Origin of the sequence: Vibrio tarriae, assembly GCF_002216685.1 — a bacterium.
Lineage (GTDB): Bacteria > Pseudomonadota > Gammaproteobacteria > Enterobacterales > Vibrionaceae > Vibrio > Vibrio tarriae.
Window position 1 is genome coordinate 685,499 of sequence record NZ_CP022352.1, and the last position, 23,252, is coordinate 708,750.

Genomic DNA, 23,252 nt, shown 5'->3' on the forward strand with positions numbered 1-23,252 from the left:
GAGTGGCCTCAGGGGTACAGCAGAGCTTGAATACGCTGCGCTTCTTGCAGACTTTTCAGACCTAAGCCGCCGACTAAGGCGTGGCCATCAATCGCGACAATATTCTTGTTTTGTCCTGCTGGTGTTGCCGCGAGCATGGGCACGGCATTCAACACGGCATCGGCACCGCCCAGTTTTTCTAGGCTGCGACCACTGACCAGCACCATGTCAGGTTGCATCTCTATCATGGATTCCATGGACAGCGGTTTATACGAAGCAATCGAGGGAGAGGCTGGGTTTTGAGCACCGATTAAACCAATAATGGTATCGGGGACGGTATCGCTACCCGCCACGTTGGTCGCACGGCCCTCATGCAGTAATAAAAACAGCACTTTCTTGGGTTTTTCAGGCTGTTTGGCCTGCAATGCGTTGATCTGCTCTTGAACGCTCTGTTTCAGCTTTTGAGCATGCTGCTTGGTATTGGTGAGCTGAGCAATCTGGTCAATGCGCGTTAACAGACCTTGAGGTGTGGACTCGCTGTTGATCACATGGACTTGAATACCTGAGCTGCGCAGTTGTTGTAACGCGGTATCGGGTCCCATTTCATCTGAGCCAATCAGTTGGGTTGGCTCTAGGGCTAACAACCCTTCAGCCGCCAAACGGCGGTGATAGCCTACGGTCGGCAAATTGAGTGAATTCGGCACTTCGCTTGTGACATCGACTGCCACCAATTGCTGCTCAGCACCCAGTGCCAGAATCAGTTCGGTCACCGCACTACCAGCACTGACGATCCGTTCTTGAGCGAAGCTGATGCCTGAGGTGCAGCAGGCCAGCAATAAAGCCAATGATTGAGTGATTTTCATCTTGTATCCATTAAGAGTGAGAAGGTTCAGTTAATAACTGGGTGGCTTGAATGCCGTTTTCTTGTAAAAAGCTCAACAGTTTGACCAATTGTTGAACCTCAGCCCCTTGATCGGCGGCGATCACCACCGGGCGCTTGTCCACTTGTACAGACTCTAAAAGCGCCAACGAGAAGTTATGCCAATCGAGGTAGGGCTTACCATCAATCGCCCAATAAGGTTCGGTGGCTAAGATATTGACGGTGATAGATTCTTTATTCACTTCATTCACTACGGGGGAATCGGTCGTGGGCAGAGCCACTTCCAACGATTCCAAACGCACCGATGCGGTGAGCAGCAAAAACACCATCACGATAAAGATGATATCAAGTAGCGGAGTGAGATCTGGAGTCAGGCCGAAGTCGTTGTGTTTGGCTGAGGACTTGATCATAGGTTTTCCGTTGTGGCCTCTTGCGGTGTCACGACTGTCAGTGAAGCGTCGGCGTGCAGCATCATGCCTTCTAGCCACAGGTTAACGTAGTTCAGTGTATGTTCCAGTTTGGCCATGGTGCGATCCGCCCACAGATTGAGCAGTTGGGCACCCGCAACAGCCGGAACCGCAATCAGCAGACCTGCTGCCGTGGTGTACATTGCAACTCCTAAGCCATCGGCTAACACATTCGGAGTAATGCTTCCGGTCGTGGCGGCAACCCCTTTAAACATTTCAATTAGGCCAAGTACGGTACCTAATAGACCGAGTAAAGGGCTGATCACGCCAATCAAAGTCAGGAGACGCAACCCTGAGTTAAACTGGTGACGCTGCTCCTGTAGCCAAATGCCCGCCGCATCTTCACGCAGAGATTTATCAAACTGGTGATGGGCCAAAAGCATCGCCACTCCGCGATACAGCACCGGACGCTTACTCGCGAAATGCTCTGTAAGTTCAGCCAGTTGCTTTGAGTTTTTTGGGGAGGTAGCTTGCAAAGCGTGACGAATCGCTCCTTTGCCTACGGTTAAACTGAGCAGCACTTGAAATAGGCGCTCCGCGAGCAGCATTACCGTTAATGCTGAGCAAATGAAAAGTGGCCAAGCCATCAGGCCTAGCTGTTGTTGGAGTTGTTGTAACGATTCCATTAGCCTTCCAATTTAAAACGAATAGGGATATGAATTCGGTGAGCTACGGGCACACCGTCAAGAATATGTGGAGAAAATTTCCACTGTTTAATGGCTTCGAGCGCCGATTGATCTAGGGCTTCTGTGCCGGATGAAGAGAGCAACTGCTGCTTGATTTGATTACCTTGCGCATCCAGCCAAATTTCATACATCACTGTGCCTTCGATCCCGCGCTTACGAGCAATACGTGGATAACGTGGTTGAACTTGCGCGCTCACTAAAGCGGGTTTATCCACCAAAATAGGTTGACTTGTGATGCCTTGGCTAGCCGCCGTGGGCTGGCTCGGTTGCTGGTTAGGCGTTGGCGCAGGCTTTTGTGCCGTTTCAGCGGTACGCTCTACCTTCTCCGGTTGCGGCTTCTCTACCGATTTGGATGGGACTTGCTCTGCCGGTACGGGTTTTTTCACGGTTTGAGGTTTAGGTTTGTGCGGCTCCACCTTCGGCTTAGCTGGCGGAGTTTTTACGGCTTCTTGTACCGGTGTCGGCTTTACTGGTTCCGGTTTGGCTTGCTCTGGTTGAGCCGGTGCTGCTTTGGGCATCGAAACCATATTAATCGAAACCGATTGGGTTGGGTTTCCAGCAGGCATCGCAAATACCTGAGCTTCATCTGTCGTGATAAGCAAGAGTGCGTGAAAAGCTAGGGAAAGCCCTCCAGCAATGACATATCTGTTCAGATTCACGTCCTTCTCCCTCGCGATGATCAGCGATATTTCCCCCCTTCTCTCTGAAAACTTAGCAAGAGGTAAGCTGATCAAACTGGTCATTTCAATTAATGCAGCTAATTGAGTATGGATGGTCCCATGCTCAATTAGCCTCAGTGGGCAAATATTATTGCTCAGCATACTAATAATATCAATTATCAATTGCATTATCATTAGCGTCAATTTATGATTTTGCCTGAATGAGATGAATAAAAGCGCAACCCTTGTCGTATAGGGATTGACTGAGAAAGAAGTATGTTGATTTTAGATAATTTTGATGAATCTGTTTTGGGGGCGAACACATCAGATCCGTTGCGTTTTGCTTTCCAAAATAAACATTCAGCCCATGCAAGCGGTATTGCGATGCCTGTACCTAGCCATGAACAGGCAAAAGTTTGGCAACAGCTCACCCAACAAACCAGTCAGCGTCAACAAGTTCGGTGCCTCTACATCCATATTCCTTTTTGTCGCGTGCGATGTACCTTCTGTAATTTTTTCCAAAACGCGGCGAGCCGCCAGTTGGTGGATGCTTACTTCGCAGCGTTACTTGAAGAGATTAAACAAAAAGCCGCACTACCTTGGACACAAACCGGTGTCTTTCATGCGGTGTATATCGGCGGGGGAACACCGACCGAACTTTCTCCCGAACAGATCCGGCAATTAGGCACCGCAATCCGTGATTCGTTTCCGTTAACCCCAGATTGTGAAATCACCTTAGAAGGGCGTATTCATCGCTTCAGTGACGAGATGTTTGAACATGCTCTGGAAGGCGGCTTTAACCGATTCTCTTTTGGTGTGCAGAGTTTTAATACTCAAGTTCGACGCCGCGCCAAACGACTGGATGATCGTGAAGTGGTGATGGAGCGTATCGCTTCGTTGGCTGCGACCCAACAAGCGCCGATTGTGATTGATTTACTCTACGGCTTGCCTTACCAAACGCCGCAAGTGTTTGAACAAGATCTGCAAGACTTTATGCAGACGGGCGCGCAAGGAATCGATCTGTATCAGCTTATGGTCGGGGGGACCGCGCCCATGCTCAACTTAGTTGAAAAGGGTAAATTGCCACCGCCAGCGAGTACACCCGACAAGGCTACCTTGTACCAAATCGGGGTGGAATTTATGGCGAAGCATCATCTGCGTCCATTGAGCGTAAACCACTGGACTCGCGACAACCGCGAGCGCAGCCTATACAACAGTTTGGCCAAAACCTATGCCGAAGTGCTACCGATTGGTTGTGGTGCGGGTGGGAATATAGGCGGTTATTCACTGATGCAACATCGCCAACTCGATGCTTACCTGGAAGCGATGAAAAATGGTCAACCGCTTGTCGCTATGATGGCTCGCCAACACGAATATGAACCACTGTTTGCCGCATTGAAAGCAGGCTTTGATTCAGGCGTCATCGCCAAACAGCGCTTACCAACATTTTATCATCACCAAGCATTTGACTGGTTAATGCCACTCTTTTTGCGTTGGCAGGAGCTCGGTCTGGTGGAGATTGAGCAAGAATATTTAACCCTGACAACCGCTGGGCGGTTTTGGTCTGTGAGCCTAGCGCAGGCCTGTATTCAAGTACTCATTCACTCGTATAAATATCAACAGCAGCGTATCGCATAAGCATAACTAGACTGGAAAAAACAATGGAATCATTACAACAGCAAGTCGCTCAACTGCTTGAGCAGCAACCCACGTTATTACCTGCCGCGATGGCCGAGCAACTCAATGTTACCGAGTTTGACGTCGTTAATGCACTTCCTGAAGAGATGGTCGCTGTGGTGGATGGCTCTCATGCGCAAGCGATTTTAGAAAGCCTACCGGAGTGGGGACCTGTGACCACGATTATGACTATCGCGGGCTCCATCTTTGAAGTGAAAGCGCCTTTTCCAAAAGGTAAAGTCGCGCGCGGTTACTACAATTTAATGGGACGTGATGGCGAACTGCATGGCCATTTGAAACTCGAAAACATCAGCCATGTTGCCTTAGTGAGTAAGCCATTCATGGGACGTGAGAGCCATTACTTTGGTTTCTTTACCGCTCAAGGTGAAAACGCCTTTAAAATTTATCTGGGACGAGATGACAAGCGCGAATTAATTCCAGAACAAGTTGCACGCTTTAAAGCAATGCAACAACAACACAAACAATAATAAACCATCGTGAGGAGAAAGAGATGGATCAGCAAGTTAAGCAAGAGCGTTTGCAGGGACGTTTAGGGCCAGAAATCAAAGAGTTCCGTCAAGAGCGTAAAACACTGCAACTGGCCACTGTCGATGCGCAAGGCCGCCCGAACGTTAGCTATGCGCCTTTCGTGCAAAATCAAGAAGGCTACTTTGTGTTGATTTCGCACATCGCCCGTCATGCACGTAACCTTGAAGTGAATCCGCAAGTTTCGATCATGATGATTGAAGACGAATCAGAAGCGAAACAGCTTTTTGCCCGCAAACGTCTGACGTTTGATGCCGTTGCCAGCATCGTTGAACGTGAAAGCGAGTTATGGTGCCAAGTAATTGCACAGATGGGTGAGCGTTTTGGCGAAATCATTGATGGTTTAAGCCAGCTACAAGACTTTATGTTATTCCGCTTACAACCAGAGCAAGGCTTGTTCGTGAAGGGTTTTGGCCAAGCCTATCAAGTCTCTGGTGATGATTTGGTTGATTTTGTTCACTTGGAAGAAGGCCACCGTAAGATTTCCAATGGTTAGTCGTCAGTCTTGAGAACGATAAATCTAATACACTTAAGCGGCTTTTATAAAGCCGCTTTATTTTTGCTCTCCCTAAAGCGAGCAAAAATGATGCGTGAGCAAGCTCATGTTTACTCCTGAGATGATTGATGGATTTTCAGGAAAACATGTTAAACAAGCATCATGCAAACACGTTTCAATGATTATCCTCAGAAAAAAAATCAACATTTTCCTACCAGATCATTAAACATCTTCTAAGCTGAAAGTAACAATAAGAAGGTTATTATAAATGACCGAATATGCACTGTTTTTCTTAGAAGGATCTTCCATGAAAATTAATACAACGATGAAGCTTGTTTTTGCAACTATAGGTGTGGGAATTGCGATAACCATGGTAACCGTATTTCAACTTGATGCTCTTGAAGAACAAGTTGATAAGCTCTCGTTAATCCGTTATCAATCTTATCAAGCGGCGGATGAGCTACGTCAGAGCTCTGATGACTTAACGCGCTTAGGTCGTACCTATGTGGTCACTGGGGATGAAAAATACGAAAAGATGTATATGGATATTCTCGATATTCGCAACGGCAAAAAGCCCCGCCCCGAGAGTTACCATACGATTTACTGGGATCTCGTATTGCAATACGGCCAAAAGCCTAAGCCTGATGGTCAAACCATCGCGCTTCAACAAACGATGAAAGATCTCGGTTTTAGTGACAAAGAATTTGCTTTGCTTAAAGAAGCACAAAATAACTCAGATGCGTTAGTTAACATGGAAGTGAAAGCCATGAACGCAGTAAAAGGCTTATTTCCCGATGCGAGTGGTAACTATACGGTAAAAGGTGAGCCGGATGTGAACATGGCGGTACAGCTGCTGCACAGTGAAGAGTACCATCGTGAAAAAGCCAAGATCATGGCTCCTATCGATCGCTTCTTCCAAGAGCTAGAAACACGAACCGCACAGCAATTTAACCATGCAGCGGAACAAGTTCAAAGTACTGTTTTGATTGGTAATATCTCATTACTCATTGTCGCCATCATTGCCATCACAGGGTACGTTGTGGTCAACCGTAAAATTGTTACGCCGATTGATCGAATGGCAAACATTTTGCAGAAAGCTGATGATAATTCTGACCTTACATTAAGGGTTGACGAAAAAAGTGATGATGAGCTCGCTGTGATCGGGCGCTCCATTAACAAAGTGCTGATCAGTTATGGGTCGACCATCACAAAAATCAATCAGGTTAACCACACCATCTCCTCCATTTCCGACACCATTCGTAGCATCACGGATCAAAATATGAAGATGTCGAGCCAGCAAGACCAAGAGCTGGAGATGGCGGCTACCGCAATGGAAGAAATGACCTCTGCACTATCGAGTGTTTCTCAAAGTACCAATATGGCAGAGGAATATGCGGGTAGTGCAGAAAAAGAAGCCAATAGCAGCAAACAAGTGTTTGAAAAAACCATTCGCGAATTTGCGGAACTGGATGGGGAATTCCAGAAAACTTCCGATACTATTCAGCAATTGGCAACTGAGTCTAACAATGTTGGTAATGTTTTGGATGTAATTAAAGCGATTGCAGAACAGACCAACCTACTCGCATTGAACGCTGCGATTGAAGCTGCCCGTGCTGGTGAACAAGGCCGAGGCTTTGCGGTGGTAGCCGATGAAGTGCGTTCTTTGGCACAGCGTACGCAAGAGTCGACTGGCGAGATTGAAACCATGATCTCTATGCTGCAAGAAAAGGCTGAAATGTCGACTAAAACCATTCGCGTTAGTGCCGATAAAATGCAATCGACAAGAGGGAATATGGGTGTTGCCAATGATTCTTTAGTGGCGATTCAAGGTTCAGCCAAAGAGATCCATAAACTCAACACTTCAATTGCTGCTGCGACTGAAGAGCAATTATCAGTAAGCGATGAGATTTCAAGTAATCTCACTACCATTAAAACACTGTCCAGTGAAATGAACCTAGCGATTAAACAACTCGGGCCTGTCGTGGTTGATTTGCAACGTAACGTTGATGACCTCAATAGCGCGATTGCACATATTCGCACTTAACTGCATGACGTAATATAAAAATGCCTTCGCTTGCGAAGGCATTTTTGTCATCAATAAAATTGATTTAAGTCAACACAAGGTGTGATTGCACTTGTTGAAAAATTGTTTCATTGATCTTGGCTTTTGCGCCAGATGGTTTTATTTATCTCACGTCTGGGTGTTTACTTCTTTGTAACATCGATTTTTGTCATCAAGTTTATCGCTTTTTTCCTTTGTCACTTCCTTTGACTTTCCCTTACTTTGACGCCAGCGTATCGATTAAGAAATGCGCAGAGTAGTGAGGACACACTCCATTTGCTTAAAAAGGAAGTCATATGAAGCGTATGTTAATACTGTCTGTGTTGGTGGTTGCCACGAGCCCAGCTCTGGCTGAACGCATAGCACAGGAACCCATCAAGCCGATTGAACTTATTCAAGGGCTTGATAGTAAGAAAGTAGAACTAGGTAAAACGCTCTGGTTTGATCCTCGTCTTTCTGCCTCCAATACTATTTCGTGTAATTCTTGTCACAACATAGCTAAAGGCGGTGTAGATAACTTACCAAGTTCGATAGGCCACAAATGGGCGATAGGCCCGATCAATTCACCAACAGTGTTTAACTCGGATCTAAATTTTGTTCAGTTCTGGAATGGTCGCGCGAAAGATCTTCAGGAACAAGCTGCTGGTCCTATTGAGAACCCGTTGGAGATGGCGTTTAGCCATGACCTCGCTCTTGAAACATTGCAATCTATTCCACAATATCGTCAATGGTTTAAGGCAGCTTATGGCAAAGAGAACTTCACGATCAACGAAGTAACAGATGCGATTGCTACCTTTGAAAAAACGTTGCGTACCCCTAATGCTCCCTTTGATTTATGGTTAAAGGGGAATGCTGATGCGCTCACTACGGCTCAGCTACAAGGCTACCAACTTTTTAAAGAGAAAGGGTGCACTGCTTGCCATAGTGGAGAACTCGCAGGTGGGCAGATGTATCAAAAAATGGGCTTAGTGAAGCCATTTGTGACTCAAAATCCGGATGAAGGTCGTAAAGCTGTGACGGGGAGTGACGTCGATAAATTCGTGTTTAAAGTTCCTACTCTACGTAACATTGAATTGACGTATCCCTACTTCCATGATGGCTCTGTGTGGGATTTGCAACAGGCGGTTGAAGTAATGGCTGATATTCAGTTGGGGCAGAAATTAACCCGCGAAGAATCTGGCAAAATCACCGAGTTTTTGAAGTCGCTGACAGGTGAACAACCGCAGGTCGTCTTACCTAATCTTCCACCATCAACATTAGAAACGGCTCGCCCACAAATCTAAAAAGGAAAAACGCTATTTTTAAGCTGCCTGCGGGCAGCTTTTTCTTTTTGTGCATAATCACAAAAATGAGTAATAGTGATGTTGGAAATCGACAAGAGCACTTATAAGTCTGCGCTGAGTGGATAGGGAGTCGGTCATGATACTGGATAGTCAATTAGCGCAACAAATCGTCGATCGTACTATGGCGATCATCGGTTACAACATCAACGTGATGAACCAAGCTGGAGTGATCATTGGCAGTGGCGAAAAAAACCGGATTGGGCAAGTACATGATGGCGCAATTTTGGCACTCAAACATGGCGATTCGGTAGAGTTAACGGCAGAAAGCTGCGTGGCGCTGAAAGGTGTGAAGCCAGGAATCAACATGGTGTTGAGAAATCAGCAGCAAGTGGTGGGGATTGTGGGGATCACCGGAGAGCCGAATGATATTCGAGATTTTGCCAATCTGGTCAAAATGAGTGCCGAAATGATCATTGAGCAAGCAGCCTTGGTCGAACAATTGCAGTGGGATCGGCGGCATCGTGAAGAGTTCATTTCCGCTTGGATCCACAATACCTTATCGGCGGCAGAGCTCGATGCATGGGCGGCGAGGCTTTCCATCGATCTCTCTAAGCCGCGTGTGGCGGTGGTCATCGCCTTTCGCCAACCAAAAAGTGGGCAAAGCTTGGATCAGATCCGTCAAGTGGTTGAGCTTTTGGAGCATCCTGAACGGGACAATCTGGTCGCTGTGGTTTCTATGCAAGAGATAGTGGTACTCAAACCCTGTCGAACACCAGAGCATTGGACCAGTGAATACGAAAGTCTGCGGATTGATAAGCTTATGGCAAGGCTCAAAACCTACGATATCAAGGGGTATGACATTGCACTAGGCCAGCTTTTTATCAACCCAAACGCGATTCATCTCTCTTATCAGAGTGCCAAGCAGGTACTGAGGATTGGCCAAGTACGCCAACCAGAAAAACAGAAACATTTGTACGAGGAACTGCGTTTACCGGTATTGCTTTCGCCTTTGAATGAAGGATGGCAAGGTGAACAATGGCGACGAATCATGAAGGAGTTGCAGACACAGGATAAGTCAGGACAACTAGTGAAAACGTTAAAAGGGCTATTTGCGGCAAATGGCAACTTGAATCTTTGCGCCCAACAACTGTTTATCCACCGAAATACGCTGCGCTATCGATTAGAAAAAATTACCGAAATCACTGGGATTGATACCAACTCGTTACTGGGTTTGGCCGAGCTGTATATTGCGTGCCAGCTCACAAGTTATGATTAAAGTTGTGCATTTGCACAGTTTTTAACATTTTACTGATAATTGTATTTGTTGTTCTGCCTAAAGGAATCAGGCAGATCAACGAGGATAATAGCTCTACCCTACGAAGAGGCTGGGGAAATTGATTCACCTAGCCTCAGAACATAAAGACATGGAGTTATTATGAGTCTGATCTTAATCCTACTAGCGGTAATTGCCTTTATTGTGCTCGCTACCACCAAATTTAAAGTACACCCTTTCTTAGCGTTACTTCTTGCCGCATTCCTTGGCGCTTTTGCTTATGGTTTGCCTGCAGACACCATCGCCAAAACCATTACCACAGGCTTTGGCGGTATTCTCGGTTACATCGGTTTAGTGATTGTACTGGGTACCATCATTGGTGTGATTCTAGAAAAAAGCGGCGCAGCCATTACCATGGCTGATACTGTCATCAAACTGCTTGGCGAGCGTTTTCCAACGTTGACCATGAGCATTATCGGTTACATTGTTTCGATCCCAGTATTTTGTGATTCTGGCTTCGTTATCCTTAACTCATTAAAAGAGTCGTTGGCTAAACGCTTAGCCACCTCTAGTGTGGCTATGAGTGTGGCACTCGCCACTGGGCTTTACGCTACGCATACTTTTGTTCCACCGACTCCGGGACCGATTGCGGCGGCGGGTAACTTAGGCTTGGAATCTCAACTGGGCTTGGTGATTGCCATTGGCCTGTTTGTCGCGGCAGTTGCGGCGATCGCTGGTATGTTGTGGGCGAACCGTTTCCAATCAGTTGAGGCTGATATCATTGAGCCGCAAGAAAGCCCAAAACAAGACTGGCAAGCGCTTAAGGCTTCTTATGGTCAACTACCAACGGCTAGTCAGGCTTTCGCCCCAATTTTCGTACCTATTTTGTTGATCTGCCTTGGCTCTATCGCAAAATTCCCGAGTTTTCCTTTCGGTAAAGGCATGCTGTTTGAGGTGCTGGGCTTCCTTGGTCAGCCATTGACGGCACTACTAATCGGCCTGCTTCTTGCGGTGCGCCTATTGAAATCAGCCGACAAAGTGGCTGAGTTTGGTGAGCGTATCAGTCAAGGTATTACCGCTGCAGCACCAATTCTGCTGATTACCGGTGCAGGTGGTGCATTTGGCGCCGTCTTGAAAGCCACACCACTTGGTGATTATCTCGGTACAACGCTGTCAGCGTTGGGTGTCGGCATCTTTATGCCATTTATTGTGTCCGCAGCGCTGAAATCGGCACAAGGTTCTTCGACCGTGGCCTTGGTAACCACTTCTGCGCTGGTTGCGCCACTTTTAGGCCAACTGGGCTTGGATAGTGAAATGGGACGAGTTTTAACCGTAATGGCGATTGGTGCGGGTGCAATGACGGTTTCTCATGCCAATGACAGCTTCTTCTGGGTTGTTTCACAGTTTAGCCGTATGAGCGTGGGCTTGGCTTACCGCGCACAAACCATGGCGACTCTAGTCCAAGGGGTCACTGCGATGGCTGTGGTTTATGTTCTAAGCTTAGTATTGTTATAAAAATTAGGAGCTCGTGATATGAAAGTGGTTATCGCCCCAGATTCCTTTAAAGAAAGCCTAACGGCAAAGCAAGTGTGTGATTCAATTCAGGCTGGGCTTGCTCGGGTATGGCATGATGCAAAATTTGTCACTATCCCAGTCGCTGATGGCGGTGAAGGTACCGTGCAATCCTTGGTCGATGCAACACAAGGACGACTTGTTGAAGTCATAGTGATGGGGCCACAAGGTAAGCGAGTGGAGGCCTTCTACGGAATGTTGGGGGATAACCAAACTGCGGTGATCGAAATGGCCGCGGCCAGTGGCTTGCATCATGTGCCAGTTGCGCAGCGCGACCCTAAACTCACCACCAGTTTTGGTACGGGAGAGCTGATTCGACACGCGCTAGATCAAGGTGTCACTAAGCTGATTATTGGTCTAGGTGGCAGTGCGACCAACGATGGCGGTGTGGGCATGCTCGCGGCACTTGGCGCGCGCTTTACCAATGCCGATGGCGATCCCATCCAGCTTACCGGCGGCGGTTTACGCGAATTGTCCAATATTGATTTACAAGATTTCGACCCACGGTTACAGCACTGTGATCTGTTGGTGGCTTGTGATGTGAACAACCCACTGTGTGGCGATAAAGGTGCTTCTGCGGTATTTGGCCCGCAAAAAGGGGCAACGCCGGAAGATGTTGAATTATTGGATGGTGCCTTGCAGCAGTTTGGTTTACTCACGGAAAAAGTCACCGGCAAAGCGGTTCTCCAGAGTGCTGGTGCAGGGGCAGCGGGTGGCATGGGTGCGGCGCTTTTGGCCTATACTCAAGCTAGGTTGCGACCGGGTATTGAAATTGTGCTGGAAACGGTTCAGCTTGCTCATCAAGTCAGTGATGCGGATTTAGTGATCACCGGCGAAGGGCGCATCGACAGTCAAACGGTACATGGCAAAACCCCAATGGGGGTTGCCAAAGTCGCCAAGCGCTTTGATGTTCCTGTGCTAGCTTTGTGCGGTTGTACCGGAGATAACTATCAAGCCGTGTACCAGTGCGGGATCGATGCTGTTTTTGCTGCGGTGCCGCGGGCAATGTCGCTTGAAGATGCGCTTAAAGAGTCCGATTTTAACCTTGCCGATTTGGCCGAGAATGTCGCCAGATTGTGGGTTCTCTCCAAATAAATCTGAAAGCTGGCCTTGGCCAGCTTTCTTTCTATCAAGGCTTAAGCCATTCTTTTTTTAAGTTTCTCATTGGTATGTTGAACGTTAGCTTGAATTGCTGCGTAAAACCCAGAGTGATTAGGAAAGGACTTCTCTTATGTTGAAATGGCTTCGTGTACTTCTGCTCTGTACCTTTCTGGTTGGTTGTGCGACTAAGTTGGTCTACCACAATCTTGATTGGTTTGTGATTGATTATGCTGAGGATTTTGTTGACCTAAATACGCAGCAGAAAACCTTGATTGAACAAACGATGCCGAGTTTACAGAGTTGGCATCGTGCCCAAGAGTTGCCCGATTATTTGGCAATGATGGATGAACTTTCGGCGCTCTCTTTACGTGAGGCAACGGCTCCGCAAGTAGCCCAGTACCAAGAGAAGATGCAATTTTACTATCAGCGTCTGATTATCAAGGTTCTGCCTGACATCCGCCGGCTGGCAGCCACGCTCAGTGAGGAGCAAACCGAGCAATTTATGCAAGCCTTCATTAAACGACATGACAAATTTGCCAAAAAATTTATAGATATGGATGAGGATGAGCTGCGGAATTTTTATCAAGAGCGGATCACAGACCGCTTAGAAGATTGGCTTGGACAATTGAATCCGTCCCAACAAGAGTTGGTTAAGGTTTGGAGCAACAATATTCAACCCACTGCCAACGATTGGATAGGATTTCAAACGACGATGCGTGAGCAGGTGCGTACATTATTGCAACAAAGAACACAACCAGAAGCATTTCAGGCCCAACTCGAATCTTTACTACTAAACCCTGAGCAGCATTACGGGATGATTTTGAAAGCCAAGCTGAGTTATAACCGCGAATTAGGTCAGCGCTATGTTGTGCAAATCTTGCAAAACAGTTCCGATAAACAGCAACAACATTGGCAAGATGAGCTGGCGAATTGGCGAGAAAGAGTCTCTGATTTATTAATCGAGTAAAAATTGACACCCCCATTGTGGGGTGTCAATTTTTTATGCTGTCACGCTGAGTGATTCTAACCAAGCTCGCCACTCTTGTGGGCGGCGATAGTAGTGGCTAGGGCTTAAGGTGTACCACTCGTTATTTTGCTCAATGGCTAACGACGGAAAACCATCTAAACCCAGCTGTTGCATTAAGCGTTGGGTTTGAGCAATGTCACTGCGTACTTTTTCTGCAGCTTGTGGCATCACGTTTTGCCATGTTTCAGGGGTAATGCCCATCGCTTGCGCTAACTGTTGCATTACATCTGTTTGTGTCACATCCAGACCTTGCTGGTAGTGCGCACGCTGAATGGCTTTCAACATGTCGAAATCACGTTTGCCTGCAAGGCGTGCCGCAATGATGGCTTGGGCTGTAAAGTACGAATCGAGCATGAGTGGTTGAACACTGCGTACACGCTCCAAATACGCCTCGCCAAACTGTGCGCCGGTTTCACGCTGAATGCGTTGGTCAGCTTGCAAAATATGCGCACGAAAATCAGGACTGATCTGTGCTTTGTCCACCATGCCACCGGGGTGTAGTACCAGTTCAAGATGGGATTGTTGTGCCAGTTGTTCCATCAGTGAGGTGGCGCCGAAGCACCACCCACACATAGGGTCAAAAATGTAGTGAACCCTTACCATTTCATTTCACCAGTATGAACTTTCGCACCAATTTCAAGCGCCATAGGCAGGCCTGCATCCGGATAGATTTTGCTCATTTTTTCAATCAGTTGCGCACTATTTTTACTAGAGGCTTTCGCTTTAGCAAAATCAGCTAGGTATTTTTGTGAAAACGTAATCGCACTGCTGTCCATGGCGGTTCCCGGTGTCATATGCCCTGGGATGACCACTTTTGGCTTAAGCGCTGCCATCTCATCGAGTTGTTCAGCCCAAGCTTTGCGCTCACTGTCTGTTTGTGCATCGGCCATCCATAGATGAACGTTACCGTACACAGCCACATTCCCCAAGATCGCTGCATTGGCAGGGATCCACAAGTAAGGACGATGTTTTAACTCACCTTCGGTACCACGAATTTCGATTGTTTGGCCATCAATTTCCAGTGTTTTACCTTGGTATGCGGTTGGCAGAACTGGTTTCACTGGCGCGTTGGCGCCCATTTTCGGTGCCCAGAAATCCAGCTTACCTTGCAGTTTCTGTTCGATTTTCGCTTTCACACCTGGGGTTGCAATCACTTCTGCTTGCGGGAACATCTGCTTTAACACTTCTGCGCCAAAGTAGTAGTCTGGATCCGCTTGAGAGATGAAAATCGTTTTTAAGGTTTTACCTGAATCCAGTACTTTCGCGCCGATGCGCAGCGCATCTGCTTTGGTAAAGCCAGTATCCACTACCATCGCTTCGGTTTCACCGTACACTACGGTTGCATTCACATGGAAGCTGTTACCATCGGCGTTGTAGACATCCAAAGTCAGTGGGGTCGCAGCCATGGCTTGAGCAGATAAGGTTACAGTAGCAGCAAGTAGTTTAGTCAATGTGTTCATGTAAGACTCCGTTGTTGGGACGTTTGTTTTGTTGCGGTGAGTTTAAACAGAGCATGAGGTTGGATATATAGCGACTTGGTAACAGGATTGTTTCATTGATTGAACTAATTGATGGGAAGGCTTGAGGATTAGTTTACTTTCTATTTCATCCCTAATTGAAATTGCTGCGGTGTTGACGAGGTTTGTTCACTCCAATCACCTTGTCTATTTGTGAGCATAGGAATGAATTCATGTGCCGCCTAGTTACCACTCGCTCTTTGGGTATATTGCGGAAAATAGAGATAAAAAAAAGCACCCTAAGGTGCTTTTTTCTGGTGGTTTGAATTACAAACCGCCTTGATTTTGTGCTTCTTTCACCATTTGTTGGCGCTGAGCTTCCATGTCAGATGCAACGTCACTGTCCTTATGTGTTGACTGTTCCAAAGCCTGTGGAACCAAAACATAGTACTTGTTGATTGTCATCATCGATTCTCTTAAAAGCGAAATGTGCAGAAAAAAAATAGAGGATGTCGGCAAAACCGACATCCTCCCTGAACGGCGAAATTATAGGCTGATACGAAAGAAGTAGCTAGCCCTAATTTCATCCTTATCAGTATGACGCTTTCCTACTAGGTGTCATTACACGTCGTAAGTGGTAGACGCAGTATTACCGCCTGTACCCGTCCAGTTAGTGTGGAAGAACTCACCACGCGGACGATCGATACGCTCATAAGTGTGCGCACCAAAGTAATCACGCTGTGCTTGCAGCAGGTTCGCTGGCAGGCGAGCCGTAGTGTAACCATCAAGGAAGGTCAGTGCTGAAGTCGTACATGGCATTGGAATGCCGACTTCCAGCGATTTTGCTGCCACTTTACGCCATGCAACCAGACAGTTGTCCAGAATACCTTTGAAGTACGCATCAGAGCCTAAGAACGCCAGTTCTGGGTTCTTTTCAAACGCATCACGGATGTTGCCTAGGAACGCAGAGCGGATGATACAACCACCACGCCACATCAGAGCCACGTTACCGTAGTTCAGGTTCCAACCATTCTCGTTTGATGCTTCACGCATCAGCATAAAGCCTTGCGCGTAAGAGATGATTTTTGAAGCCAGCAGCGCTTGACGCAGTGCATCAACCCAAACTTGTTTGTCACCTTCCACTTGAGTTTTGGTTTTACCAAACAGTTTTTCTGCTTCAACACGTTGATCTTTCAGTGCGGATAGGCAGCGAGAGAACACGGATTCCGTGATCAGCGTCAGTGGGATGCCCATGTCCAGCGCGTTGATGCCCGTCCATTTGCCTGTGCCTTTTTGGCCAGCAGTATCGAGGATCTTCTCAACCAGCGCTTCACCATCTTCATCTTTGTAGCCAAGGATGTCAGCGGTGATCTCAACCAAGTAGCTGTCTAGCTCAGTTTTGTTCCAGTCAGCAAACACGGCTTGCATTTCATCTGCCGACATTCCCAGACCATCTTTCATGAACTGGTAAGCTTCAGTGATCAGCTGCATGTCGCCGTATTCGATACCGTTGTGAACCATTTTCACGAAGTGACCGGCACCATCGTTGCCCACCCAGTCACAGCAAGGCTCACCAGCGTCAGTTTTTGCAGAAATGCCTTGGAAAATCGGTTTTACCGCTTCCCATGCTTCAGGTGCGCCACCCGGCATGATGGAAGGTCCGAAACGTGCACCTTCTTCACCACCAGAAACACCCGTACCGATGAAGTGAATGCCTTTTTCACGCAGTGCTTTAACACGGCGGTTAGTATCAGGGAAGTTGGTGTTACCACCATCAATGATGATGTCACCTTTGTCGAGCAGTGGAAGCAGTTGCTCGATGAAGTCATCAACCACTTGACCTGCACGCACCATCAGCATCACTTTGCGTGGTGTCGCCAGTTTATCAACCAGCTCTTGCAGCGTGTAAGCGCCAACAATGTTAGTGCCTTTGGCTGGGCCTTCTAAGAACTCGTCCACTTTAGCCGCGGTACGGTTGTGTGCCACCACTTTGAAGCCGTGGTCGTTCATGTTGAGGATCAGGTTTTGGCCCATGACTGCAAGGCCGATTACACCGATATCACCTTTCATTTATTGCTCTCCTTCACGCAATCTTTGCTGCGGCGTCTGAATCTAAGTACCACTCGGTCACTCCTGAAGTGGAGTGAATTTTGGCTGCCGGATAAGGCAGTTGCTCGGCTGGAGTGGTGTGAATTTGTTCTACGATCTCGGCTTTACCTGCGCCAAGAACGAGATAACTCATGCGTTTTGCGGCTTGCAGCACTTTCGCGGTTTTTGAAACGCGTCGCTGTCCGGATTCCGGATGGCTTGCCACCACCGAAAGATTGGCGTCTGCATAGTCGGTTTGCCCTGGGAACAGGGATGCGGTATGACCATCGGCACCGACACCGAGTAGAATCCAATCAAACACAGGCGTGCCGTTTTCGGTTGGGATCACATGCGCCATCGCTTGTGCAAAACGTTCCGCTTCCGCTTGTGGCTCGTTTTCTCCCAGAATGCGGTGAATGTTTTGCGCAGGCATGTTGATTTTGCTAAACAGCAGCGCATTGGCTTCACCGTAATTGCTTTGTGCATCATCGGGAGCCACACAGCGCTCATCCCCCCACCAGAAATGCAGGTTTTGCCACTGAATGTCGTTCGCGTAAGGCTGGCTTGCCAAAAGCTTAAACAGCATTTTGGGCGTGCTGCCGCCAGACAGGGAAATGTGTACTGGCTGACCTTGCTGGCTGTACGCCAACATATCGTCAGCAAGGCTTTTCACCACGGCATCCGCCGTTGGGAAAATTTTATGGTTGATCATAATTCGCAGTAATCCGTGTTAGTGAGGTTTTTACAAGGGAAGCGCCACTCACGGCCGTCACGGCGCAGCAAGTCATCCGACTCTTTAGGGCCCCAAGTACCACAGGCGTAGCCATACAGCGATTGTGGGTCTTGTTTGAAATCGAGGATCGGCTGCACAAACTTCCAACAAGCTTCTACCGCATCAGTGCGGGCAAACAGTGTCGCGTCACCATTGAGTGCATCCAGCAGCAAACGCTCATAAGCGGTGAGCATTTTGATCTGCTCCAGTGAGGCGTAGTGGAAATTCATCGACACTTCTTTGGCTTTGAAACCTGCGCCCGGCTCTTTCAAGCCGAAGCTCATCAGAATGCCTTCATCAGGCTGAATACGGATGATCAGCTTGTTCTCTGGCGCATTTTGCCCAAAGACGGGGTGCGGTGTGCGTTTGAAGTGAATGACCACTTCGGTGACACGCGTTGGTAAACGTTTACCGCTGCGCACATAGAATGGCACACCATTCCAACGCCAGTTATTGATGAACATTTTCAGAGCAACATAAGTTTCGGTGCGTGAATCCGCCGCCACGCCAGGCTCATTACGGTAGCTGGGTAAAAACTGCCCACGCACTTCCGATTCGGTGTATTGGCCGAGCACCAGATTGTTGCGCAGATCAGATTCAGAAAGTGGTTGTAGGCTTTGCAGTACCTTGTTCACTTCGTTACGAATGGAATCCGCGTTGATCGCCGCAGGCGGTTCCATGCCCACCATAGCCAGCACTTGCAGCAGGTGGTTTTGGAACATATCGCGCACCGCGCCAGAACCATCGTAATAACCGCCGCGCTCTTCCACACCTAGGAATTCTGCGCCTGTGATTTCCACGTAATCAATAAAGTTACGGTTCCACAGTGGCTCAAACATGCCGTTGGCAAAGCGGAATACCAGCAGGTTTTGCACGGTTTCTTTACCAAGGTAGTGGTCGATACGGTAAATCTGGTGCTCTTTGAAGTGGCGGTGGATTTCCACATCCAGCTCTTGCGCAGATTGCAAATCGTAACCAAAAGGTTTCTCGATGATCAGACGCTTCCAACCTTGAGTCTCATCGTTGAGGCCATGTGCCGCAAGGCAAGCTGGGATCACGCCATACAAGCTTGGTGGCGTCGCGAGATAAAACAGCGTATTACGCTGTTCAAACTGATAACCGTTAGCCAGTGTATCAAGGCGAGTCGCTAAGTGCTGATAATCAGCTACTTCTGAGGTGTTCAGCGCTTGATAATGCACATGCTGCATGAAAGCTTCGAGAGCGGCTGGTTCGGTTTTTTCCAGCTCTTGCAGTGAGCGCTTTAGCTTCTCGCGGTAAGACTCGTCACTGTACTCTGTACGGCTCACACCTAAAATCGCAAACGATTTAGGCAGTTGCTGACTGGCATAGAGGTGATACAACGCAGGAATAAGCTTACGGTACGTCAAATCTCCCGAAGCACCGAAAATTACGATGCTGCTGTTTTCAGGTATTACCATCATCTTTCCTTTAGAAACGAGGTACTCCCTTGATTTTGCAGTGAATCAATATCCATATTCACCGGAAAACCTTTGGGTATTGTTAGCATGCGCCAACCCTAGCAGCGCAATACACAAATCAAAAACCGATCTTGCCTATAGGTTTAATAGGAAAAATCAATCGGCGGGGAGGAACTTGTGCTAGCGAAACTCATCCCCGACTCGGGGACGTATTGTCTACGACTCTTTGACATACATCAACTATTGATAACGCAATCGATTGAATTGTGGCAGGTGAAAATGTTAACCATTAGTTTTTAAAGAAAAATTCAAAATAAGTTGAATGACTAGTTCTAAATGACTTGAAGTGACGCTCGGTGAGAAGGGAATAACAAATGGCACAGTGATAGGCCGACCTTTGATGAGAGCTCAAGATGACACTCATCATCCCCGTGACATTCGCCTTGGTGTCAACCATGATTGTAAATAGCAACCCGAGGGGGAGACTGCTACACTGGCCGACAATGCGTTAGGAAGGACTGTTGAAATGAAATTAGCCGTAGATACTCACACTCACACTTACGCCAGTGGCCATGCTTACAGTACGCTGATTGAGAATGCGCGTGCGGCCAAGCAAAATGGCTTGACGCTGTTTTGTACCACTGACCATGCCGAATCTATGCCCGGAGCGCCGCATTACTGGTTTTTCTCCAACCAGCGCATTTTGCCGCGATTTCTTGAAGGGGTGGGCGTAATTCGTGGTGTGGAGGCCAACATCCTCAATCCGCAAGGTGATATTGATTTGCACCCAAGCGTTGACCAGAACTTAGATTGGGTGATTGGCAGTTTCCACGAACCAGTATTTCATCCCGCCGATAAAACCGTGCATACCCAAGCCTTGATTGAAACCATCAAAGGCGGCCGAGTGGATGCGCTAGGGCATCTGGGTAACCCGCATTTTGATTTCGACTTTGAACAGGTGATTGTCTGTGCCAAAGCGCATAATGTGGCGATTGAAATCAACAACAGCACTTTAAAAGGGCATAGTCGAGTGGGCAGTATTGATCGTTGTTACGAGATTGCCCGTGTCGCGAAATCGCTCGATGCCTACATCACGACTGGCAGTGATGCCCATTTTTGTCTGGATATCGGCGGTTTATCCCTAGCCAGTCAACTGATTGATGAAGTGGGCATTAACCCGCAACGCGTTATCACTCATACCGCGCGTCAGTTCCTCGATTTTCTTGAGTTGCGTGGTCGCCAGCCGATTGAAGAGTTTGTCGGTGTACTTTAATTTTGCAACAAAGCCAAGCTCACTTTTGCAGGCAGAATGGCGTACAATTCCACTCCCTTCAAAAGTGAGTAGAAAAATGAAAAGAACACTGATTCTAACGGCGGCATTGCTCGCCACTCCGGTTTTTGCCGCTGGGCAAGATCTTAAATCGATCATGCAAGACATGAAACTGGCGTTTAAACAAGCCGCGGAAGCCCAAACCGTCGAAGCAATGCAAGTTCCTGTGACCACCCTGGAAGGCTTAGTTAAGCAAGCGACACAGAGGTCGTATCCCGCTGAAAAAGAAGCCACTTACCAAGAAGGCTTCCAAAAGCTCGCGGTGACTTTGGATAAAATAGACGCTCATTTGCAAGCCGGTGAACTCGAGGCAGCAAAAGCTAGCCTAAAAACCGTTGATGATCTGCGAATTGAATACCATGACAAACGCAATCCAAGTATTTGGAAGCGGTTGTTTGGTTAGTCTGCCTTTTCCTTCCTGCTTGAGAGCGACTTAAGTGGGAAGGAACGCTTGTTAGATGTAAACAACCCTCATCTTTTTGTTAAAACTTGGGTGTAACACACTGTTATGGTTATCACTAATGGTTATAGTAGTGAGCAATCCATAAAGAGTGTTGTTATGAACCCGCAACGTACCTTTCACCGCTTGATGCTGAAACTCAGCCTACTTAGTTGGCTGCTGGTTTCGCTCATGCCTGTGCTCAATGCGCACGGCAATGCGGCGGGCGTTTGGGCAACGCTTTGTACCATCAATGGTTTTGAACTGGTCAAAATTGAAGATGGCAAACCGCAAACTCAGCACAGTAAACCGTGTCCGTTTGCCCATTTCTCCAACTTTCATCACACCGAACTTCCAACCACACGACTTCCAATTCGACAAACGACGGCGCAAGTAGATGGTTACACTTTTTTGGCTCTAAGTGTCCGTTTTGAAAGTGCTGTCCCGCGTGCTCCGCCAGTGGCTTAACTGAATTCATTACCCAATAACAATAAAACCATTTAGTAAAGTCACACGCTCATATCCCATTTGGTTTCTCCACCGAAGGGATAATTTGCGTTTAAAAAAGGAAGAAATACGTTGAGTACCGTTACTAAACCTCAACCGACGGCGGCTGCGCGTCGTAAAACCCTCTATTTTCTCACTTGGCGTTGGCATTTTTATGCGGGCCTGTTTGTGGTGCCTTTTATGTTGATGTTGGCGCTGACGGGCTTAGTCATGTTGTTTGATGATGAAATTGAACAAGCTCGCTACGCCGAGGTATTAAACGTTACACCACAAGCGCAGGTCATGCCTGTTTCTCAGCAGCTTGCGGCAGTACAAAAGGCGTATCCAGAAGCGCAAGTTACCCAGTTTATTCCTGCGCCTCAGCCGGATTTAGCCAACCGTTTTTCTGTACTGTTTAGCGATGGTTCAACCCAATTTGTCACGGTTAATCCGTATAGCGCTGTGGTTCTGGGCACTATTGATCGTAGCGAAAGCTGGTATGAATGGGCGAACAGCATTCACGGCACCTTATTGATTGGCGATTGGGGCGACTATTTGATTGAAGTCGCGGCCAGCTTGGGGATGATTTTACTGGTGAGTGGCATCTACTTATGGTTGCCGCTGGATAACGCACGTAAAGCGGGGTTTCTCAAAATCCGAGTGGGCAGTGGTGCGCGAATTTTCTGGCGTGACCTGCACGCAAATTTAGGTGGCATGCTGTCCTTAGTGCTGCTGTTTTTCCTGATTTCCGGTCTTTCGTGGGCGGGCATTTGGGGCGGAAAACTGGTGCAGGCATGGAATACCTTCCCGACGTATTACACTTGGGGAGAAAAACCGCAATCGGTACTCACGCATGCGAATTTAAACCATGGTTCAGAAAAAGAGATGCCTTGGAACTTAGAGCAAACGCCAGTACCGCAATCGCATCATCATGGGGGTGAGCATGAAATGGTTGCGATTAATCCTCAATTCGGTATCGATCAAGTGATTGCTCAGGCTAAGGCGCTCGGTTTTACGCAGTACCGCGTTGCTTTTCCGCGTGGAGAAACGGGTGTGTATACCGTTTCTGCCAATACCATGGCAGGCGATATTGTCGATCCGCGTGATGATCGCACCGCGCATTTTGACCAATATTCTGGTGCATTACTCACCGAGGTCACTTGGCAAGATTATTCGCCATTTGCCAAAGCGATGGCGGCGGGGATTTCGCTGCATCAAGGCGATCTGAGTGTATGGAACAAAATAGCCAACGTACTGTTTTGTCTCGCTTTCATTCTGATCTCTGTCACAGGTGTGGTGATGTGGTGGCTACGCCGCCCAACTGGTCAAGCTCGGCTAGGTGTTCCGCCACGTTTTGAGCAAGATGGAGTATGGAAAGCAGGCTTAGCCACGTTACTGGTGATTGGCGTGGCATTCCCACTGGCGGGAGCGACGATTGTGTTGGCTTTGCTGCTTGATGGATTACTGGTGAGTCGTATTGCTAAGCTGAAAATCGCTTTCAGTTAAGTGCAAAAGTAGGAAAGTAAATAGAGG

23 protein-coding genes are annotated in these 23,252 nt (G+C 47.8%); 13 read left to right on the plus strand and 10 right to left on the minus strand.

Translation table 11 applies throughout. The annotated features are described in order from the left end of the window. Positions 1-8: 8 nt before the first annotated feature. The 4 genes from CEQ48_RS03610 to CEQ48_RS03625 are packed head-to-tail and all read right to left on the minus strand — an operon-like array spanning position 9 to position 2,671. Entirely contained in the window at positions 9-842 is an 834-nt protein-coding gene (locus CEQ48_RS03610) for a heme/hemin ABC transporter substrate-binding protein (protein ID WP_089070270.1), read from the minus strand. A gap of 10 nt (positions 843-852) precedes the next feature. Continuing rightward, on the minus strand, positions 853-1,269 hold the full coding sequence (locus CEQ48_RS03615; RefSeq protein WP_000597688.1) for an ExbD/TolR family protein: 417 nt from the start codon (positions 1,267-1,269) through the stop codon (positions 853-855). Continuing rightward, the gene (locus tag CEQ48_RS03620; protein WP_089070271.1) at positions 1,266-1,952 is read right to left on the minus strand and encodes a MotA/TolQ/ExbB proton channel family protein; all 687 of its coding nucleotides are present in this window, start codon (positions 1,950-1,952) and stop codon (positions 1,266-1,268) included. Before CEQ48_RS03620 ends, CEQ48_RS03615 begins: the two co-directional genes overlap by 4 nt. After that, complete coding sequence (locus tag CEQ48_RS03625; RefSeq protein ID WP_198301076.1) at positions 1,952-2,671, minus strand: energy transducer TonB; 720 nt, start codon at positions 2,669-2,671, stop codon at positions 1,952-1,954. The genes CEQ48_RS03620 and CEQ48_RS03625 overlap by 1 nt, the downstream gene beginning before the upstream one ends. A gap of 276 nt (positions 2,672-2,947) precedes the next feature. Here CEQ48_RS03625 and hutW point away from each other — a divergent pair, with 276 nt between their 5' ends. The 9 genes from hutW (at position 2,948) to CEQ48_RS03670 (ending at position 13,648) form a co-directional block, all read left to right on the plus strand. Then, the gene (gene hutW / locus CEQ48_RS03630) at positions 2,948-4,309 is read left to right on the plus strand and encodes a heme anaerobic degradation radical SAM methyltransferase ChuW/HutW (RefSeq protein ID WP_089070272.1); all 1,362 of its coding nucleotides are present in this window, start codon (positions 2,948-2,950) and stop codon (positions 4,307-4,309) included. A 23-nt stretch (positions 4,310-4,332) separates the two neighbouring features. Then, the gene (hutX, locus tag CEQ48_RS03635) at positions 4,333-4,836 is read left to right on the plus strand and encodes a heme utilization cystosolic carrier protein HutX (RefSeq protein WP_089070273.1); all 504 of its coding nucleotides are present in this window, start codon (positions 4,333-4,335) and stop codon (positions 4,834-4,836) included. 23 nt (positions 4,837-4,859) lie between these two features. Then, positions 4,860-5,390, plus strand: a complete 531-nt coding sequence (gene hutZ / locus CEQ48_RS03640) for a heme utilization protein HutZ (protein WP_089070274.1) — start codon at positions 4,860-4,862, stop codon at positions 5,388-5,390. A 307-nt stretch (positions 5,391-5,697) separates the two neighbouring features. After that, positions 5,698-7,434, plus strand: a complete 1,737-nt coding sequence (locus CEQ48_RS03645; protein ID WP_089070562.1) for a methyl-accepting chemotaxis protein — start codon at positions 5,698-5,700, stop codon at positions 7,432-7,434. Between the two features lie 314 nt (positions 7,435-7,748). Continuing rightward, positions 7,749-8,735, plus strand: coding sequence for a cytochrome-c peroxidase (locus CEQ48_RS03650; protein ID WP_089070275.1), 987 nt, complete (start codon positions 7,749-7,751; stop codon positions 8,733-8,735). Positions 8,736-8,871: 136 nt separating this feature from the next. Further along, a complete protein-coding gene (locus tag CEQ48_RS03655) occupies positions 8,872-10,011 on the plus strand; it encodes a PucR family transcriptional regulator (RefSeq protein WP_089070276.1) in 1,140 nt (379 codons plus the stop codon). A 159-nt stretch (positions 10,012-10,170) separates the two neighbouring features. Then, complete coding sequence (locus CEQ48_RS03660) at positions 10,171-11,523, plus strand: GntP family permease (RefSeq protein WP_089070277.1); 1,353 nt, start codon at positions 10,171-10,173, stop codon at positions 11,521-11,523. Positions 11,524-11,541: 18 nt separating this feature from the next. Then, positions 11,542-12,675: a glycerate kinase gene (locus tag CEQ48_RS03665; RefSeq protein ID WP_089070278.1), complete on the plus strand. Its 1,134-nt coding sequence runs from the start codon at positions 11,542-11,544 to the stop codon at positions 12,673-12,675. A gap of 136 nt (positions 12,676-12,811) precedes the next feature. Continuing rightward, positions 12,812-13,648 (plus strand): DUF6279 family lipoprotein, encoded by an 837-nt coding sequence (locus tag CEQ48_RS03670; protein WP_089070279.1) that lies wholly within the window; start codon positions 12,812-12,814, stop codon positions 13,646-13,648. Positions 13,649-13,681: 33 nt separating this feature from the next. Here the strand turns inward: CEQ48_RS03670 and CEQ48_RS03675 are convergent, their stop codons facing one another. The 6 genes from CEQ48_RS03675 to zwf form a co-directional block, all read right to left on the minus strand. Next, the gene (locus CEQ48_RS03675; RefSeq protein WP_089070280.1) at positions 13,682-14,311 is read right to left on the minus strand and encodes a DsbA family protein; all 630 of its coding nucleotides are present in this window, start codon (positions 14,309-14,311) and stop codon (positions 13,682-13,684) included. Continuing rightward, a complete protein-coding gene (locus tag CEQ48_RS03680) occupies positions 14,305-15,168 on the minus strand; it encodes an MBL fold metallo-hydrolase (protein ID WP_089070281.1) in 864 nt (287 codons plus the stop codon). The genes CEQ48_RS03675 and CEQ48_RS03680 overlap by 7 nt, the downstream gene beginning before the upstream one ends. A gap of 324 nt (positions 15,169-15,492) precedes the next feature. Further along, a complete protein-coding gene (locus tag CEQ48_RS03685; protein ID WP_162484533.1) occupies positions 15,493-15,633 on the minus strand; it encodes a hypothetical protein in 141 nt (46 codons plus the stop codon). Positions 15,634-15,786: 153 nt separating this feature from the next. Beyond that, positions 15,787-17,235 (minus strand): decarboxylating NADP(+)-dependent phosphogluconate dehydrogenase, encoded by a 1,449-nt coding sequence (gene gnd / locus CEQ48_RS03690; RefSeq protein ID WP_089070282.1) that lies wholly within the window; start codon positions 17,233-17,235, stop codon positions 15,787-15,789. 13 nt (positions 17,236-17,248) lie between these two features. Further along, on the minus strand, positions 17,249-17,965 hold the full coding sequence (gene pgl, locus CEQ48_RS03695; RefSeq protein WP_089070283.1) for a 6-phosphogluconolactonase: 717 nt from the start codon (positions 17,963-17,965) through the stop codon (positions 17,249-17,251). Next, positions 17,962-19,464, minus strand: a complete 1,503-nt coding sequence (gene zwf / locus CEQ48_RS03700) for a glucose-6-phosphate dehydrogenase (protein WP_181712714.1) — start codon at positions 19,462-19,464, stop codon at positions 17,962-17,964. The genes pgl and zwf overlap by 4 nt, the downstream gene beginning before the upstream one ends. A 526-nt stretch (positions 19,465-19,990) precedes the next feature. Here zwf and CEQ48_RS03705 point away from each other — a divergent pair. The 4 genes from CEQ48_RS03705 (at position 19,991) to CEQ48_RS03720 (ending at position 23,225) form a co-directional block, all read left to right on the plus strand. Next, entirely contained in the window at positions 19,991-20,737 is a 747-nt protein-coding gene (locus CEQ48_RS03705; protein ID WP_089070285.1) for a phosphatase, read from the plus strand. Positions 20,738-20,813: 76 nt separating this feature from the next. Further along, the gene (locus CEQ48_RS03710; RefSeq protein ID WP_089070286.1) at positions 20,814-21,197 is read left to right on the plus strand and encodes a cytochrome b562; all 384 of its coding nucleotides are present in this window, start codon (positions 20,814-20,816) and stop codon (positions 21,195-21,197) included. Positions 21,198-21,353: 156 nt separating this feature from the next. After that, positions 21,354-21,701 carry a hypothetical protein gene (locus CEQ48_RS03715; protein WP_113599614.1) on the plus strand — a complete coding sequence of 116 codons (348 nt, stop codon included), beginning with the start codon at positions 21,354-21,356 and terminating at the stop codon, positions 21,699-21,701. 111 nt (positions 21,702-21,812) lie between these two features. Next, positions 21,813-23,225 (plus strand): PepSY-associated TM helix domain-containing protein, encoded by a 1,413-nt coding sequence (locus CEQ48_RS03720; RefSeq protein ID WP_089070288.1) that lies wholly within the window; start codon positions 21,813-21,815, stop codon positions 23,223-23,225. The last annotated feature ends 27 nt before the right edge of the window (positions 23,226-23,252 follow it).

Excerpts from the sequence above, each read along its gene's own strand:
- CEQ48_RS03610 (WP_089070270.1), bottom strand. The coding sequence starts at position 842 with ATGAAAATCACTCAATCATTGGCTTTATTGCTGGCCTGCTGCACCTCA.
- CEQ48_RS03615 (WP_000597688.1), bottom strand. The coding sequence starts at position 1,269 with ATGATCAAGTCCTCAGCCAAACACAACGACTTCGGCCTGACTCCAGAT.
- CEQ48_RS03620 (WP_089070271.1), bottom strand. The coding sequence starts at position 1,952 with ATGGAATCGTTACAACAACTCCAACAACAGCTAGGCCTGATGGCTTGG.
- hutW (WP_089070272.1), top strand. The coding sequence starts at position 2,948 with ATGTTGATTTTAGATAATTTTGATGAATCTGTTTTGGGGGCGAACACA.
- hutX (WP_089070273.1), top strand. The coding sequence starts at position 4,333 with ATGGAATCATTACAACAGCAAGTCGCTCAACTGCTTGAGCAGCAACCC.
- hutZ (WP_089070274.1), top strand. The coding sequence starts at position 4,860 with ATGGATCAGCAAGTTAAGCAAGAGCGTTTGCAGGGACGTTTAGGGCCA.
- CEQ48_RS03645 (WP_089070562.1), top strand. The coding sequence starts at position 5,698 with ATGAAAATTAATACAACGATGAAGCTTGTTTTTGCAACTATAGGTGTG.
- CEQ48_RS03650 (WP_089070275.1), top strand. The coding sequence starts at position 7,749 with ATGAAGCGTATGTTAATACTGTCTGTGTTGGTGGTTGCCACGAGCCCA.
- CEQ48_RS03655 (WP_089070276.1), top strand. The coding sequence starts at position 8,872 with ATGATACTGGATAGTCAATTAGCGCAACAAATCGTCGATCGTACTATG.
- CEQ48_RS03660 (WP_089070277.1), top strand. The coding sequence starts at position 10,171 with ATGAGTCTGATCTTAATCCTACTAGCGGTAATTGCCTTTATTGTGCTC.
- CEQ48_RS03665 (WP_089070278.1), top strand. The coding sequence starts at position 11,542 with ATGAAAGTGGTTATCGCCCCAGATTCCTTTAAAGAAAGCCTAACGGCA.
- CEQ48_RS03670 (WP_089070279.1), top strand. The coding sequence starts at position 12,812 with ATGTTGAAATGGCTTCGTGTACTTCTGCTCTGTACCTTTCTGGTTGGT.
- CEQ48_RS03675 (WP_089070280.1), bottom strand. The coding sequence starts at position 14,311 with ATGGTAAGGGTTCACTACATTTTTGACCCTATGTGTGGGTGGTGCTTC.
- CEQ48_RS03680 (WP_089070281.1), bottom strand. The coding sequence starts at position 15,168 with ATGAACACATTGACTAAACTACTTGCTGCTACTGTAACCTTATCTGCT.
- CEQ48_RS03685 (WP_162484533.1), bottom strand. The coding sequence starts at position 15,633 with ATGATGACAATCAACAAGTACTATGTTTTGGTTCCACAGGCTTTGGAA.
- gnd (WP_089070282.1), bottom strand. The coding sequence starts at position 17,235 with ATGAAAGGTGATATCGGTGTAATCGGCCTTGCAGTCATGGGCCAAAAC.
- pgl (WP_089070283.1), bottom strand. The coding sequence starts at position 17,965 with ATGATCAACCATAAAATTTTCCCAACGGCGGATGCCGTGGTGAAAAGC.
- zwf (WP_181712714.1), bottom strand. The coding sequence starts at position 19,464 with ATGGTAATACCTGAAAACAGCAGCATCGTAATTTTCGGTGCTTCGGGA.
- CEQ48_RS03705 (WP_089070285.1), top strand. The coding sequence starts at position 19,991 with ATGAAATTAGCCGTAGATACTCACACTCACACTTACGCCAGTGGCCAT.
- CEQ48_RS03710 (WP_089070286.1), top strand. The coding sequence starts at position 20,814 with ATGAAAAGAACACTGATTCTAACGGCGGCATTGCTCGCCACTCCGGTT.
- CEQ48_RS03715 (WP_113599614.1), top strand. The coding sequence starts at position 21,354 with ATGAACCCGCAACGTACCTTTCACCGCTTGATGCTGAAACTCAGCCTA.